This is a genomic window from Variovorax stachyos, assembly GCF_051400855.1.
In the GTDB taxonomy this organism is placed as follows: Bacteria; Pseudomonadota; Gammaproteobacteria; order Burkholderiales; family Burkholderiaceae_C; genus Variovorax.
Genome location: NZ_JBLFFN010000001.1, coordinates 1 through 13,892, shown reverse-complemented (window position 1 = coordinate 13,892; position 13,892 = coordinate 1). Strand labels below are relative to the sequence as shown.

Annotated in this window: 13 protein-coding genes; 8 read left to right on the top strand and 5 right to left on the bottom strand. The window is 65.5% G+C overall.

Annotation, left to right across the window (positions count from 1 at the left end; all coding sequences use genetic code 11):
- The first annotated feature begins 22 nt into the window (after positions 1-22).
- Genes ACMGEZ_RS00065 through ACMGEZ_RS00050 form a run of 4 tightly spaced genes read left to right on the top strand, consistent with a single transcriptional unit; the run spans position 23 to position 4,139 of the window.
- Complete coding sequence (locus ACMGEZ_RS00065; RefSeq protein ID WP_436820212.1) at positions 23-1,018, top strand: ABC transporter substrate-binding protein; 996 nt, start codon at positions 23-25, stop codon at positions 1,016-1,018.
- A gap of 19 nt (positions 1,019-1,037) precedes the next feature.
- Positions 1,038-1,871 (top strand): ABC transporter ATP-binding protein, encoded by an 834-nt coding sequence (locus ACMGEZ_RS00060; protein ID WP_436820211.1) that lies wholly within the window; start codon positions 1,038-1,040, stop codon positions 1,869-1,871.
- On the top strand, positions 1,868-2,770 hold the full coding sequence (locus ACMGEZ_RS00055) for an ABC transporter permease (protein WP_436820210.1): 903 nt from the start codon (positions 1,868-1,870) through the stop codon (positions 2,768-2,770). Before ACMGEZ_RS00060 ends, ACMGEZ_RS00055 begins: the two co-directional genes overlap by 4 nt.
- 10 nt (positions 2,771-2,780) lie before the next feature.
- A complete protein-coding gene (locus ACMGEZ_RS00050) occupies positions 2,781-4,139 on the top strand; it encodes an FAD-binding oxidoreductase (RefSeq protein WP_436820209.1) in 1,359 nt (452 codons plus the stop codon).
- On the opposite strand, the gene lnt is transcribed toward ACMGEZ_RS00050, so the two are convergent.
- The 4 genes from lnt to ACMGEZ_RS00030 form a co-directional block, all read right to left on the bottom strand.
- On the bottom strand, positions 4,099-5,673 hold the full coding sequence (lnt, locus tag ACMGEZ_RS00045; protein ID WP_436820208.1) for an apolipoprotein N-acyltransferase: 1,575 nt from the start codon (positions 5,671-5,673) through the stop codon (positions 4,099-4,101). The genes ACMGEZ_RS00050 and lnt overlap by 41 nt on opposite strands.
- The gene (locus ACMGEZ_RS00040) at positions 5,670-6,548 is read right to left on the bottom strand and encodes a CorC family transporter (protein ID WP_436820207.1); all 879 of its coding nucleotides are present in this window, start codon (positions 6,546-6,548) and stop codon (positions 5,670-5,672) included. The genes lnt and ACMGEZ_RS00040 overlap by 4 nt, the downstream gene beginning before the upstream one ends.
- A gap of 87 nt (positions 6,549-6,635) precedes the next feature.
- Positions 6,636-7,361: a GNAT family N-acetyltransferase gene (locus tag ACMGEZ_RS00035; RefSeq protein ID WP_436820206.1), complete on the bottom strand. Its 726-nt coding sequence runs from the start codon at positions 7,359-7,361 to the stop codon at positions 6,636-6,638.
- Positions 7,362-7,469: 108 nt separating this feature from the next.
- The gene (locus ACMGEZ_RS00030; RefSeq protein ID WP_436820205.1) at positions 7,470-7,943 is read right to left on the bottom strand and encodes an Lrp/AsnC family transcriptional regulator; all 474 of its coding nucleotides are present in this window, start codon (positions 7,941-7,943) and stop codon (positions 7,470-7,472) included.
- 152 nt (positions 7,944-8,095) lie between these two features.
- Between ACMGEZ_RS00030 and hppD the strand changes: the two genes are divergently transcribed.
- The 3 genes from hppD to phhA are packed head-to-tail and all read left to right on the top strand — an operon-like array spanning position 8,096 to position 10,947.
- Positions 8,096-9,223, top strand: coding sequence for a 4-hydroxyphenylpyruvate dioxygenase (hppD, locus tag ACMGEZ_RS00025; protein WP_436820204.1), 1,128 nt, complete (start codon positions 8,096-8,098; stop codon positions 9,221-9,223).
- A gap of 27 nt (positions 9,224-9,250) precedes the next feature.
- Positions 9,251-10,057, top strand: coding sequence for a transporter substrate-binding domain-containing protein (locus tag ACMGEZ_RS00020; RefSeq protein WP_436820203.1), 807 nt, complete (start codon positions 9,251-9,253; stop codon positions 10,055-10,057).
- 20 nt (positions 10,058-10,077) lie between these two features.
- A complete protein-coding gene (gene phhA / locus ACMGEZ_RS00015) occupies positions 10,078-10,947 on the top strand; it encodes a phenylalanine 4-monooxygenase (RefSeq protein WP_436820202.1) in 870 nt (289 codons plus the stop codon).
- Positions 10,948-10,960: 13 nt separating this feature from the next.
- Here the strand turns inward: phhA and ACMGEZ_RS00010 are convergent, their stop codons facing one another.
- On the bottom strand, positions 10,961-11,848 hold the full coding sequence (locus tag ACMGEZ_RS00010) for an esterase/lipase family protein (protein WP_436820201.1): 888 nt from the start codon (positions 11,846-11,848) through the stop codon (positions 10,961-10,963).
- Between the two features lie 103 nt (positions 11,849-11,951).
- Here ACMGEZ_RS00010 and ACMGEZ_RS00005 point away from each other — a divergent pair, with 103 nt between their 5' ends.
- A complete protein-coding gene (locus tag ACMGEZ_RS00005) occupies positions 11,952-13,643 on the top strand; it encodes an AMP-binding protein (protein ID WP_436820200.1) in 1,692 nt (563 codons plus the stop codon).
- Positions 13,644-13,892: the final 249 nt, after the last annotated feature.

The following is a 13,892-nucleotide window of genomic DNA, read 5'->3' as shown; positions in this document are numbered from 1 at the left end:
TCCCGTTCAAGAGGTCTTCACCATGCGCGATCTATCCGCCTCCCGCCTCGGCCGCCTGGCCGCTGCCGCCGTCCTTGCCTGCGCCAGTGCCGCGACGGCGCACGCGCAAGACAAGTTCACCTACATGACCAACTGGTACGCGCAGGCCGAGCACGGCGGCTTCTACCAGGCCGTCGCCCAGGGCATCTACAAGAAGTACGGGCTGGACGTGACGATCAAGATGGGCGGGCCGCAGGTCAACATCACGCAGATGATGGCCGCCGGCCAGGCCGACTGCATCATGGGTTCGAGCGACATCCAGATGATGCAGGTGCGCGAAGGCGGCGTGCCGGTGGTCAACGTGGCGGCCTTCTTCCAGAAGGATCCGCAGGTGCTGATCGCGCACGACGACGTCAAGAAGTTCGAGGACCTCAAGGGCAAGACCATCCTGATCGGCTCGCAGGCCAATCGCGGTTACTGGCCCTGGCTGAAGGCCAGGTTCGGCCTCACCGACGAGCAGAGCCGGCCCTACACCTTCAACATCCAGCCCTTCGTGGCCGACAAGAACACGGCGCAGCAGGGCTACCTGACCTCCGAGCCGTACGCGATCCAGAAGGCCGGCGTGAAGAGCACGGTGCTGATGTTCAGCGACCACGGCTTCCCGGCCTACGCGACCACCGTGACCTGCATGGACAAGACGGTGAAGGAGCGCAGCAGGCAGGTGGCGGCCTTCGTGAAGGCCTCGGCCGAGGGCTGGAAGAGCTACCTCGCCGACCCGGCGCCGGCCAACGCCCTGATCAAGAAGGACAACCCCAACATGACGGACGACCAGCTGGCCTACAGCGTGGCCAAGCTCAAGGAGATGGGCATGGTCACGGGCGGCGACGCGGCGACGATGGGCATCGGCGTGATCACCGATGCGCGTGCGAAGGCGAGCTACGACTTCTTGGTGAGCGCCAAGCTGCTCGACCCCGCCAAGGTCGAGATCTCCAAGACCTACACGACCGAGTTCGTGAAGGACGCCAAGGTTCTTCCCTGAAGTGCAGGGCCCGCATCCGATGAACCGCATCGAACCCGCCGTGCTCGCACCCCGGGCCGCACCCGCTGCGCCCGCGGTGGAGCTGCTGTCGGCCGAGAAGACCTATCCGAACGGCACGCGCGCCCTGCTGCCGGTGGACCTTGCCATTGCCGAGGGCGAGTTCGTCACGCTGCTCGGCCCGTCGGGCTGCGGCAAGAGCACGCTGCTCAAGATGGTGGCGGGGTTGCTGGAACCCAGCGACGGGCGCCTGCTGCTCTGGCGCCGTCCGGTGGCCGAGCTGCACAGCCGCGCGCACAAGATGGCCTTCGTGTTCCAGTCGCCCACGCTGATGCCCTGGGCCAGCGTGCGCAGCAATGTGCGGCTGCCGCTGGACCTGGCGGGTGTGGCGCGCAAGGAGGCCGATGCGCGCGTGGCCGAGGCGCTGGAGCTGGTGGGCCTGCACAAGTTCGCGACCGCATTGCCGCGCGCGCTCTCGGGCGGGATGCAGATGCGCGTGTCGATCGCGCGCGGGCTCGTGACCCAGCCCGACCTGCTGCTGATGGACGAGCCCTTCGGCGCCCTGGACGAGATCACGCGCCACAAGCTCGACGCGGAGCTGCTCGACCTGTGGCGCAAGAAGAAGCTCACAGTGATCTTCGTGACGCACTCGATCCACGAGGCGGTGTTCCTCTCCAGCCGCGTGGTCATGATGGCCGCGCGGCCTGGCCGCGTGGTGGAGGAGTTCCACATCGACGAGCCCTATCCGCGCAGCGCGGACTTCATGGTGTCGCCGCAATTCAGCCGCTATGCGAAGCAGCTGCAGGACAGCCTGCTGCGCGCCAGCGATGGCACGTACGACGAGGCAGCGCAATGAGCCGCACGGCCGCTCCGAAGGCGAATAGCACCGCAGCCGAAGGCGAAGGTACTCCAGTGAGCCGCGCCGCCACTCCGAAGGCGAATGGCGCTGCGACCCGGCGAGTGCCCCTTCTGCAGCAGCCGCGCGCGCAGCGCGTGCTCTACCCGCTGCTGGTCGGCGTGGCACTGGTGGCGCTGTGGCAGGGCTTGGTGACCGCGATGGAGCTGCCGCCTTACCTGGTGCCCTCGCCCTGGCTGATGACGACAACGCTCGTCGCGGACTGGGTGCCGCTCGGCACGGCCCTGCTGGTCACGCTGAAGATCACCCTGCTGTCCTTCGTGCTGGCCACGGTCGCGGGCGTGCTGATCTCCTTTCTGTTCGTGCAGAGCAAGCGGATCGAGACTGCGCTCTTTCCCTACGCGGTGCTGCTGCAGGTGACGCCCATCGTCGCGGTGGCGCCGCTGATCATCATCTGGGTCAAGAACCCGACGGCCGCGATGGTGGTCTGCGCCGCGCTCGTCGCGCTGTTTCCGATCATCAGCAACACCACGCTCGGGCTGCGCAGCATCGAGCCGGATCTGCAGAGCTACTTCAAGCTCAACCGCGCAACGCGCTGGCAGCAACTGGTGCGGCTGCGCATCCCGAGCGCGCTGCCGTATTTCTTCGGCGGTTTGCGCATCTCGAGCGGGCTGGCGCTGATCGGCGCGGTCGTGGCCGAGTTCGTGGCCGGCACCGGCGGCAGCGGCGCCGGGCTGGCCTACCAGATCCTGCAATCGGGCTTCCAGCTCAACATCCCGCGCATGTTCGCGGCCCTGCTGTTGATCTCGCTGACGGGCGTCGCACTCTTCGTGCTGATGGCCTGGCTCACCAAGCTCGCGCTGGGCTCCTGGCATGCGAGCGAACTCTCTCAAGACTGATCTTCTTTCCATGAACGCCCCCGTTTCCGCCGTCGAGCAGCTGCATCTCGAACTACCCGAACTCGACTGGATCACCGACGAGAGCCGCATCGCGCGGCTGTCGCAGGACTTCTCGTGGTTCAGCCCGGTGCTGCAGCGCCAGCTGAAGGACAAGCGCGCCGACGCGGTGGTGCGCCCGCGTACCGAGGACGAGATCCGCGCCGTGGTGAGCGCCTGCGCGCGCCGCAACATCCCGATCACCATCCGCGGCAGCGGCACCGGGAACTATGGCCAGACCACCCCGCTCGCCGGCGGTGTGGTGCTGGACATGACGGGCTACAACGCCATTCAATGGGTGCGCCCCGGCCTGGTGCGCGCGCAGGCCGGCATCCGGCTCGGCGAGCTCGAGAAGCACACGCGACCCACCTGCCAGGAGCTGCGCTGCGTGCCCTCCACCTACCGCAGCGCGACGCTGGGCGGCCTCTTCGGCGGAGGCTTCGGCGGTGTGGGCTCGATCAACTTCGGGCCGCTGGGCGCGGCGGGCAACGTGCTGGGGGTGCGGGCCATGACGATCGAGGCCGAGCCGCAGGTCTTCGAGCTGCGCGGCGCTGAAGCGCTGCGCATGCATCACCTGTGGGGCACCAACGGACTGGTGCTCGAACTGGAAGTGGGACTGGCACCCGCGCATCCCTGGCTCGAGAGCCTGGTGGTCTTCGAGGACTTCGATGCGGCGCTGGGCTTCGCCGACTTGCTCGCGCATGCCCCGGGCATCGTCAAGCGCGAGATCGCCTTCTTCGGGAGCCCGGTGCCTGATCACCTGGCGCAGCTGGCCGAGCACCTGCCGCAAGGCTGCCATGCCGTGCTCTCGCTGGTGGCCGAATCCTGCGAGGACCCGCTGCTGGAGCTGGTCGCCGCGCACGGCGGGCGCATGAGCTACCGCAAGACCGCAGAGGAGGTGCGCAAGAGCAACCGCACGCTGGTGGAATTCACCTGGAACCACACGACGCTGCATGCGCTGAAGGTCGACAGGAACCTGACCTATCTGCAGAGCGGCTTCACGCCGGGGCAGCATGTGCGGCAGGTTGCCGAGATGGAAAAGCTCTTCGCGGGCGAGGTCATGATGCACCTGGAGTTCCTGCGCAACGCCGCTGGCCTGATGACCTGCAGCGGCTTGCAGCTGGTGCGCTTCACGAACGAGGAGCGGCTGGACGAAATCATTCGCCTGCATCGGCAGCACGGCGTGCACATCAACAACCCGCACGTCAACATCGTCGAGGACGGCAAGGCCGGCGGGCCGTTGCCCCCGGAGGTGATCGAGCTCAAGAAGCGCTTCGATCCGCTGGGCTTGCTCAACCCGGGGAAGCTGCGCGACTGGCCTGTTGCCGCGTGAAGAAGGGTGCGGCAACCAAGATCAGGAGAGCCAGGCCCCACAACGGCCACAGCCCAAAGCGCGAGACCCAGGACGCATAGGGTGTGAGCCCTGCGCGACCTTCGACCGACGCGACCAGCACGCCGCGCGTGAGACGCGGCAGCGCGTGCGTGACGCGGCCGCGATGATCGATCACCGCGGTGGCGCCCGTGTTGGTGGCACGCACCATGGGCCGCTGGAATTCGAGCGCGCGCATGCGCGAGATGGCCAGGTGCTGGTCGATCGCCACCGTGTCGCCGAACCAGGCGATGTTGCTCACGTTGAGCAGGATGGTGGGGGCGCTTGCCTCGTCGCGGAAGTTGGCGCCGATCTCGTCGCCGAACAGGTCTTCGTAGCAGATGTTGGGCGCGATGCGCTGGCCCTGCCATTGCAGCGGCGGCTGCGCGAGCCCGCCGCTCTGGAAGTCGCCCAGAGGGATGTTCATCATGTCGGTGAACCAGCGGAACAGGCCGGGCACGAATTCGCCGAAGGGCACGAGGTGGTGCTTGTCGTAGCGGTAAGGCGTACTGCGCCCCGGACCGAAGCCCAGCACCGTGTTCGTGTAGACGCGGCCATCGCCCAGCGGCAGGCCGACGATCGCGGTCTGCGAGCCGTTCGCGTAGCGCGCCGCGATGGCGTCGAGGTAGCCAGGGGGCAGTTGTGAAGGCAGCAGGGGCAGCGCGGTTTCGGGCGTGATCACCAGCGGCGCGGTGGCGCGCTGCAGCTGCTCGCCGTACCACTGCAGCGCAGTCGCGATGCCGCCACTGGGGATGAACTTCTCGTCCTGCGGGATATTGCCTTGCAGCAGCGCCACATCGATGCGGCCGCGCGAGAGCGCCGCGTCGTCAGGCGTGCCGCGCACGGCGGCGAACAGCGCCGGCGCGGCCAGGAGGATCAGGGCCACGCCCAGTTCACGCATCCGCGTGCCGGCTCGCGCGGCGCGCAACGCAGCTGCAGCGAGCGCGGCGATGGCAGCCGCGACCGCACCCACGCCATACGCGCCCAGCCAGGGCGCGTAAGCCGCGAGCGGCCCATCGACGTGGGCGTAGCCGCCCGCCCCCCACGGAAAGCCCGTGAACAAGCTGTTGCGCAGCAGCTCGGCCAAGGTCCAGCCGGCGGCGAACAGGAGTACGGCGCCCGCCCGGTGGACAGGCGCGAATGCGACGTAGAAGGCCGCCGCGGCGGCGTAGTACAGCGACAGGGCCGCAGACAGCGCCAGCACGGCCAGCGCAGCCAGCGGCGCGGGGAGCCCGCCGTAGGTGTGCATCGACACGAAGAGCCACCAGAAGGTGCCGCACAGCCAGGCGGTCGAGAACAACCAACCGTAAAGCGCCGCACTGCGCCACGCGCGCCGCGGTGCAGTGCGATCCCGCAGCGCGTCGAGCTGCCAGGCCAGTGCGGCCAGCGAAAGCAGTTGCAGCCACCACAATGGCTGGCCGTTCCAGGGAGCCGCGATCGAGGCGGCCTGGGCGAGCCCCGCGAATCCGAAGCCCAGCGCGCGCACCAACGTTTTCAATCGCCCGCGTCGTCGCCGCGCGCTGGCGAGACCTTGAACCAGCGCACGGCGCCGCCCTTCGTGTGGAGCACGACGAAGTCGAAGGCACCCAGCGCATAGTGCTCGCCGCGCTTGGGTACATGGCCCATCTCGTGAGCGATCAGGCCGCCGATGGTGTCGAAGTCCTCGCTCAGCATCTCCTCGTCGAAGACGATGCCGAAGGCCTCGGCCACGCGCTCGATCGGGGTGTCGCCCGAGACGCGGTAGGTGCGGTCGGCCAGGCCGAAGATGTCGCCCTCGTCCTCGGCAATGTCGAATTCGTCCTCGATCTCGCCGACGATCTGCTCCAGCACGTCCTCGATGGTGATGAGCCCGGCCACTCGGCCGAACTCGTCGATCACGATCGCCAGATGATTGCGGTTGCCCCGGAATTCGCGCAGCAGGTCGTTCAGGCCCTTGCTCTCGGGCACGAAGGCGGCCGGACGCAGCAGCGCGCGGATGTTGAGTCCCGGCGCGCGCTGCAGCTTGAGCAGGTCCTTCGCGAGCAGGATGCCGATGATGTTTTCCTTCTCGCCCTCGTAGACGGGAAAGCGCGAGTGCGCCGTGTCGATCACCAGATTGAGCAGCGACTCGTAAGGCGCATCGATGTTGACCAGGTCCATGCGCGGCGCGGCCACCATCACGTCGCCAGCGCTCATGTCCGCCATGCGCAGCACGCCTTCGAGCATGACGCGCGATTCGGCGCCGATCACGTCGTTGTCTTCGGCGTCGGCGAGGGTTTCGATCAGCTCGTCGCGCGAGTCGGGTCCGGGGTGAATGAACTCGGCGAGCTTCTGCAGGAAACTGCGCTTGTCCTCGCGTTCAACGGGCGCGCGGTCGGGGTGAGGGTCAGCCACTGCGGGAGGGCGAAGTTGGGGAATCCCAAGGATACCGGAACGGACCCGCTCCGCGGGGCTCCGCCGGTCGCCTGCGGCAACGGCCGTTCAAGGAGAGGATTGCTCACGCGCGGCGCGCACGCCGCTGCGGATCTCCTGCAGGGTGGCCAGAATGGCCCAGAACTGCTTGGCGCGCGTCTTGAGCTGGAAATCGACCTCGGCATAGTGCTCGAGCGCGATCTCGCTCATGCGGCTGTCGAACGTGGCATTGGGCAACTGCAGGTGGGCTTCGGATTCGGAGCCGCTGCGCACCACGGTGGCGCCGGCATTGCGCGCGATCTTGAGCATGGCGGTGTTCTCGCTCAGCGCGTGGATGAAGAGCATGCCGACGCCCTCGTTGCGCGCGATCACCACGGCGCGCTCGAAGAGGCGGGCGCCATATCCGCGGCCGCGTGCGTGCTCTGCGACGGAGACACCGAATTCGGCGCAGTCCTTGAGCTGATCGTCCGGGGCAAAGGCGAGGTGCGCCATCGCGATCAGGTCGAGGCGACGGTTGTAGATGCCGAAGAGCTCGTCGCGGTCGAAATCGAGACCGTCGACATAGCGCTGGATCTGCTCGTCCGAGGCGGCATAGCCGAAACGCAGGTAACGGTCATGGGGCTTGAGCGCGAGCAGGTGCTGCGCGATGCGATCGCGCTCTCGTGGCCCGATCGAGCGGATCGGCACCATGACGGGAGCGGGCGCAGCGGCGCGGGGCTGAGCTTCAACCATGGGCGCTTTCAAAAAGGAGCCGAGGCCGAGCGAGGCTTTGAGAAGTGCCTTGGCGGTATGCATGGCCCAAATATAAGGGTTTTCCCCTAACCACCAAGCTCGCAAGGACTAAAAAGTAATTCATAAGATTACAAAATCGAAGCGAAAGACGGGCGATGCCCTTCCCTGTTGCTATACCGGCACAGCGGTGGTGGCTTTCACCCTGTCCAGCACAAAGCTGGTCTTGCAGTCTTCCACGCTCGGATGCTTGAGCAGCGTGTCCATGATGAAACGGCTGTAGTGCGCCATATCGGCGACAACGACACGCAACAAATAGTCCATATCCCCTGTCAAGGCGGCGCATTCCACCACTTCCGGCCAGGTCTGGACGCTGGCACGGAACAGGTCCATGGGGTTGCGCTTGTGGGTTTCGGTGTGCTTCTCGAGGCGGACGTTGAGGTATGCCGTCAGACCGAGGCCCACCGCCTCAGGCTTGACCAGCGCAACGTAGCGGTCGATGACGCCGGTCTCCTCTAGGCGCCGGACCCTCCGCAGGACCGCGCTGGGCGAGAGGCTGACTTTCTCGGCCAGTTGGTCGTAGGTGGCCCGGCCATCGCTTTGAAGGGTGCGCAAGATCAGTCGATCCAGCTTGTCGAGTGCGTTCATTTCTGCATTTTTACAGCTTTCCTGCGTTGTGGCGTCTATCCAGGCCTGAATACGCTGAAATCATGAGGGCGTGCGCTTTTACAGTTCAACACCGGCTCGCGCGACCGCCGCGCCACACTGAATAACCTTCCACCTCTTTCTGGAGACACCCCATGAGCACCGCCGACGCCCCCGCCTTCACCCCGTGGGAGAACCCCATGGGCACCGACGGCTTCGAGTTCATCGAATACGCCGCGCCCGATCCGGCTGCCATGGGCCAGGTCTTCGAGCGCATGGGCTTCAAGGCCGTGGCGAAGCATCGCCACAAGAACGTGCTGCTGTATCGCCAGGGCACGATCAACTTCATCGTGAACGCCGAGCCGGACTCCTTTGCCCAGCGCTTTGCGCGCCAGCACGGACCCAGCGTCTGCGCCATCGCATTCCGCGTGCAGGACGCCAAGGCTGCCTACGAACGCGCCATCTCCCTCGGTGCCTGGGGCTTTGCCGACAAGGCCGGACCTGGTGAACTGAACATCCCGGCGATCAAGGGCATCGGCGACAGCCTGATCTACCTGGTCGATCGTTGGCGCGGCAAGAACGGCGCGCAGCCGGGCGACATCGGCAACATCGGCTTCTATGACGTCGACTTCGAAGCCCTGCCCGGACTGACGGCGCAGCAGGCGCTCGCGCCAGAAGGAAATGGCCTGACCTACATCGACCATCTGACCCACAACGTGCACCGCGGCCGCATGAACGAGTGGGCCGACTTCTACGAGCGCCTGTTCAACTTCCGCGAGGTCAAGTACTTCGACATCGAGGGCCAGGTGACGGGGGTGAAGAGCAAGGCGATGACCAGCCCCTGCGGCAAGATCCGCATCCCGATCAACGAGGAAGGCAAGGAGCAGGCCGGCCAGATCCAGGAGTACCTGGACCTCTATCGCGGAGAAGGCATCCAGCACATCGCGATGGGCTCGGACGACCTGTACAAGACGGTGGACGCGCTGCGCGCGAACGGGGTCAAGCTGCTCGACACCATCGACACCTATTACGAACTGGTGGACAAGCGCATCCCGGGCCACGGCGAAAACGTCGAGGAACTGCACAAGCGCAAGATCCTGATCGATGGCAAGAAGGGCGCGCTGCTGCTGCAGATCTTCAGCGAGAACCAGCTGGGCCCGATCTTCTTCGAGTTCATCCAGCGCAAAGGGGACGACGGCTTCGGCAACGGCAACTTCAAGGCGCTGTTCGAGAGCATCGAGCTCGACCAGATGCGTCGTGGCGTGTTGAGCGCCGCACAATAGTTGCTCCATCACATACAGGAGCAAGGAATGCGCCCCAGCCTTTGGATTCGTTCGACATCGATCGCGGCAGCGGTCTTCGCCCTCGGTGGGTGCGCGATGAACGCCCAGCAGCAGCCGCAAGCCGCGGCCGCGTCGCATCTCGATGCAGTGCAGAAGGCTGGGGTGCTGCGTATCTGCACGCCGGGCGACTACAAGCCTTTCAGTTTCCAGAAGGCCGATGCGAGCTACGAGGGGATCGATGTAGACCTGGTGACGAGCTTCGGCAGCAGCCTCAATGCGAAGCCGGAGTGGGTCAAGACGACCTGGGCCAACCTGCTGCCCGATCTCGCCGCCGGCAAGTGCGACCTCGCCGTGGGCGGAGTCTCGGTGACCACCGAGCGACAAAAGCGCGCCTTCTTCAGCGCGCCCTACATGATCAACGGCAAGACGCCGATTGCGCGCTGTGCCGATGTGGCCAAGTACCAGAGCGTCGCCGCCATCGATCAGCCCGCGGTGCGGGTCATCTTCAACCCCGGCGGCAGCAACGAGCGCTTTGCACGTGCCAACTTCAAGCGGGCCCGGCTCACGATGCACGGCGAGAACGTGACGATCTTCGACGAGATCCTCGCGAACCGTGCCGATGTTTTCGTGACGGAGGCGGCCGAGGCGATCACGCAGCAGAAGCTCAAGCCCGGTTTGTGCGCCATCAATCCCGATAAGCCGCTGCAGTACGGCGAGATGGCCTGGATGCTGCCGCGCGACGACGTGGCATTCAAGGCCTACGTCGACCAGTGGCTGCACCTGGCAAGAGCGGGCGGCGAGTTCCAGCGCGTCATGGACCGCTGGCTCAAGTAATCATCCTTTCGGAGCTTTCCATGGAGACGCCTTCAGGTGCGGTCATGCCCGCTGTCTATGGTCAATCGGATCGGCCGCCGCGCGGCGACTATTCGCGCGGCGGCGCCGTGCTCACCGACTACACCTGCCCGCAGGACTGGGGCAGCTACACGCCGGCCGACCACGACACCTACCGGCGCCTCTATGAACGGCAGGCCGCGCAGTTGCCTGGACTGGCCTGCGACACCTTCATCGAATCACTGCCCCTGCTCGGCATCAAGGACCGTATCCCGCGCTTCGACGAGATCAATGAGCGGCTCTACAAGGCAACCCGCTGGGAGATCGTCGCGGTACCGGGGCTGATCCCGGAACTGCCTTTCTTCACGCTGCTGGCCAATCGCAAGTTTCCGGTCACCGACTGGATCCGCAAGCCGGAGGAGTTCGACTACATCGTCGAGCCGGACGTGTTCCACGATCTGTTCGGTCATGTGCCGATGCTCTTCGACCCGACCTTTGCCGATTACGTGCAGCGCTACGGGCAGGGCGGTATCAAGGCGCACGACCTGGGCGCCGGCGAGAAGCTCGCGCGGCTCTACTGGTACACGGTCGAGTTCGGGCTCATCCGCCAGCCGGAGGGTCTGCGTGCCTACGGCGCGGGCATCCTGAGCTCGGTCGGCGAACTGAAGCACGCGGTGCGCAGTACTGAGCCGCTGCGCTTGCCGCTCGATCTGCTGCGAGCCATGCGTACCCGCTACAAGATCGATACCTACCAGCGCAACTACTTCGTGATCGACAGCTTCACTCAGCTCTTCGAGTTGACGGCGCCTGATTTCACGCCGCTCTACGAGGCACTCGCCCAACAGCCCGACATCGAGGCCGGTGTACTGCTGCCGGGCGAATCGTCTCTCTGAGGGCGACGATTCTTCAGTCGTCGAGCAGTGCGAGGGTCTGCTGCCGCAGGCTCGAGACGAACGCCATTTCCACATGGCCGCGCCCTGGCGCGAGCCGGTTGTCTGCGCCCGGAAGCGTGGCCGACGAAGTCGGGAACACGATGTTGTCGCAGTTCGAATACCAGCAGGTGAACGGCACTTCGGGTGCGCTGCCGCAGGCGCTTTCCATTTGCCGCATCCATTCGCCGTCGATTCGCATCTGGCGTCCGTTCACGGTATGGCCGAAGCGCGCCAGCCAGGTACCGCGGTGGGGCGTGCCGATCGTAATGATGCGATGCACGCGCGCCATATCGGCACTGCGCAGCCAGGCTCTGGCGGCCAGGCCGCCCATGCTGTGGCAGACCATGACCGGCGGGCGTCCGGTTGCTGCGGTCACGCGTGAGATCGCTTCGTCGAGTACCGTCACGTAGCGCTCGATCGAGTCGAAGACTGGCTCGAGATCGACGGCGACGAAGGCGTGGCCTCTCGCGCGCAGTTCCCGCAGCCAGGGATTCCAGAACCCCCGGTTGCACAGGAAGCCATGGACCAGCACAACGCCGCGGCGACCGCTGCTCATTGGCAAATGATCGGGCACCGCTTGCGAGCGGAACGGCTGCTGCCAGCAGAACACCCGCAGCGCCGCCCGGCTTTCGGCGACCCAAGCCCGTACGCTCTGCCTTGCGCTGGCGCGTCCTAACGGGTCTCGTCTGCTGACGTGATAGCTCGCAATGAACTCCAGCGCCAGGAAAGCCGCGTGAGCCAAGCTCAAGGTCAAAAGCCCGCCCAGGGCAATGCCGGGCGCGTGCGGCCACCAGCTGGCCGTCCACGCGGCAGCGACCAGCAGCCAAGCCAACACGATGCATTGCTGAAGACGCGCGACCATGCGGGCGACTATCGCATGCGCGACAAAACTGGGATGCCCCTGGGACAAGCCCCCTGGCGGCACCGCCGAGCTCGCTTCGACAATCCGCGGCAAAGGAGTTCGCATGCAATCAGCCGTCTTGAAAAGCTATCCGCCGGGCGTGCCGCACGAGGTGCACCCGGAGCAATACCGGTCGCTGGCCCACCTGTTCGAGGAGTCGTTCGAACGCTACGCAAATCGTCCCTTCTCGGTGTGCATGGAGAAGTGGATGAGCTACGCGGAGCTCGACGAGTTGTCCAGGGCGCTGGGCGCCTGGCTTCAGGCGCGGGGGCTCGAGGCGGGGGCGCGCGTGGCGATCATGCTGCCCAACGTGCCGCAGTTCGCGGTCACCATGGCGGGAGTGCTGCGCGCCGGCTACACCTGCGTCAATGTCAATCCGCTGTACACCGCGCGCGAGTTGGAGCACCAGTTGAAGGACTCCGGTGCGACGGTGATTGTCATTCTCGAAAACTTTGCGGCGACACTCGAACAGGTGATCGAGCAGACGCCGATCAAGCATGTAGTCGTCGCTTCGATGGGTGACCTGCTCGGCGGGCTTTACGGCACCTGGATCACGCTGGCAGTGCGGCATCTCGCGAAGATGGTGCCTCCATACAAGCTCCCGCTCGACAAGGGCCGCACTGTGACGCCCTTTCCGCAGGTGATCGCCGAAGGCAAGGGGCTCAAGCTCGGACCCGACACGAGCACGCTCGACTCGATCGCCTTCCTGCAATACACGGGAGGCACCACTGGGCTATCGAAGGGTGCCGTACTGACGCACCGCAACATCATCGCGGCCACGCTGCAGGCCGAGGCCTGGTTCACGCCGGCGCTCGAGCGCGCAGGCGACTCGTCCAAGGTCAACAGCATCGCGGCGCTCCCGCTTTATCACATCTTCGCACTGACACTGTGCTTGCTGGCGATTCGTCTTGGATCGCATCTCACGCTGATCCCCAACCCACGCGATATTGACAAGTTCATCGCTGTGCTCAAGAAAAGGCCGTTCCACATGCTGCCGGCGGTCAACACGCTCTTCAATGCGCTGTTGGTGCACCCAGAGTTCAAGACAGTGGACTTTTCCACCTTACTGGTCTCCCAGGCCGGCGGCATGGCCGCATCCGAGGGCACGGCCCGCAAGTGGTTCGAGACGACAGGCTGTCCAATGATCGAGGGCTGGGGCATGAGCGAGACCTGCGCGATCGGAACGAACAACCCAGTGTCTAACACTGCCTTCACCGGCACCATCGGCCTACCCCTGCCGGGCATCGAAATCGCGATCAAGGATGACGAGGGCCGGTCGCTGCCAATTGGCGAGCCGGGCGAGCTCTGCATCAAGGGCCCCAATGTGATGGTCGGCTACTACAACCAGCCGGCGGAGACAGCAGCGGCGTTCACGGCCGATGGCTTCATGCGCACCGGCGACATCGCGGTCATGCAGGAGGACGGCTACAGCCGGATTGTCGACCGCAAGAAGGACATGATCCTCGTGAGCGGCTTCAACGTGTTTCCGAACGAGCTCGAGAACGTTATTTCGCTGTGCCCCGGCGTGCTCGAGTGCGCGGCGATCGGAGTGCCAGACGAGAAGCAAGGCGAGGCGATCAAGGTCTTCGTGGTCCGCAGGGACTCCACGCTGACTGAGGATGCCGTGATGCGCTACTGCAACGATCAGCTGACCGGGTACAAGCGGCCCAAGCACATCGAGTTCCGAGATAGTCTGCCGAAAACGAACGTCGGCAAGATTCTTCGGCGCCAGCTCCGCACCGGCACGACTGCTTGAGCGCCGCCTGCAGTGGCTCGATCGCTGTCGATGGGGCGGAGGCGGGCCCACTTCGATCTGTATAGCCGTTCGTGGCCTAGCGACAGCCAATCTCGTGAACAAGGACGAATTGCGCGGCGCGTCTTGATAGCTCGAGGCGGGGGTGGTGCTGGGGCGGGTGGTGGGCAGAGGTGGGTGGCTAAAAGGCAAAAAGCCCAACCATTGCTGGCTGGGCTTTTTGTGGCTGTAAGAGCCTGACGATGACCTACT

What these genes read in the sequence shown, in the direction of transcription:
- ACMGEZ_RS00065 (WP_436820212.1), top strand. Translation starts at nt 23, where the DNA reads ATGCGCGATCTATCCGCCTCCCGCCTCGGCCGCCTGGCCGCTGCCGCC.
- ACMGEZ_RS00060 (WP_436820211.1), top strand. Translation starts at nt 1,038, where the DNA reads ATGAACCGCATCGAACCCGCCGTGCTCGCACCCCGGGCCGCACCCGCT.
- ACMGEZ_RS00055 (WP_436820210.1), top strand. Translation starts at nt 1,868, where the DNA reads ATGAGCCGCACGGCCGCTCCGAAGGCGAATAGCACCGCAGCCGAAGGC.
- ACMGEZ_RS00050 (WP_436820209.1), top strand. Translation starts at nt 2,781, where the DNA reads ATGAACGCCCCCGTTTCCGCCGTCGAGCAGCTGCATCTCGAACTACCC.
- ACMGEZ_RS00035 (WP_436820206.1), bottom strand. Translation starts at nt 7,361, where the DNA reads ATGCATACCGCCAAGGCACTTCTCAAAGCCTCGCTCGGCCTCGGCTCC.
- ACMGEZ_RS00030 (WP_436820205.1), bottom strand. Translation starts at nt 7,943, where the DNA reads ATGAACGCACTCGACAAGCTGGATCGACTGATCTTGCGCACCCTTCAA.
- hppD (WP_436820204.1), top strand. Translation starts at nt 8,096, where the DNA reads ATGAGCACCGCCGACGCCCCCGCCTTCACCCCGTGGGAGAACCCCATG.
- ACMGEZ_RS00020 (WP_436820203.1), top strand. Translation starts at nt 9,251, where the DNA reads ATGCGCCCCAGCCTTTGGATTCGTTCGACATCGATCGCGGCAGCGGTC.
- phhA (WP_436820202.1), top strand. Translation starts at nt 10,078, where the DNA reads ATGGAGACGCCTTCAGGTGCGGTCATGCCCGCTGTCTATGGTCAATCG.
- ACMGEZ_RS00010 (WP_436820201.1), bottom strand. Translation starts at nt 11,848, where the DNA reads ATGGTCGCGCGTCTTCAGCAATGCATCGTGTTGGCTTGGCTGCTGGTC.
- ACMGEZ_RS00005 (WP_436820200.1), top strand. Translation starts at nt 11,952, where the DNA reads ATGCAATCAGCCGTCTTGAAAAGCTATCCGCCGGGCGTGCCGCACGAG.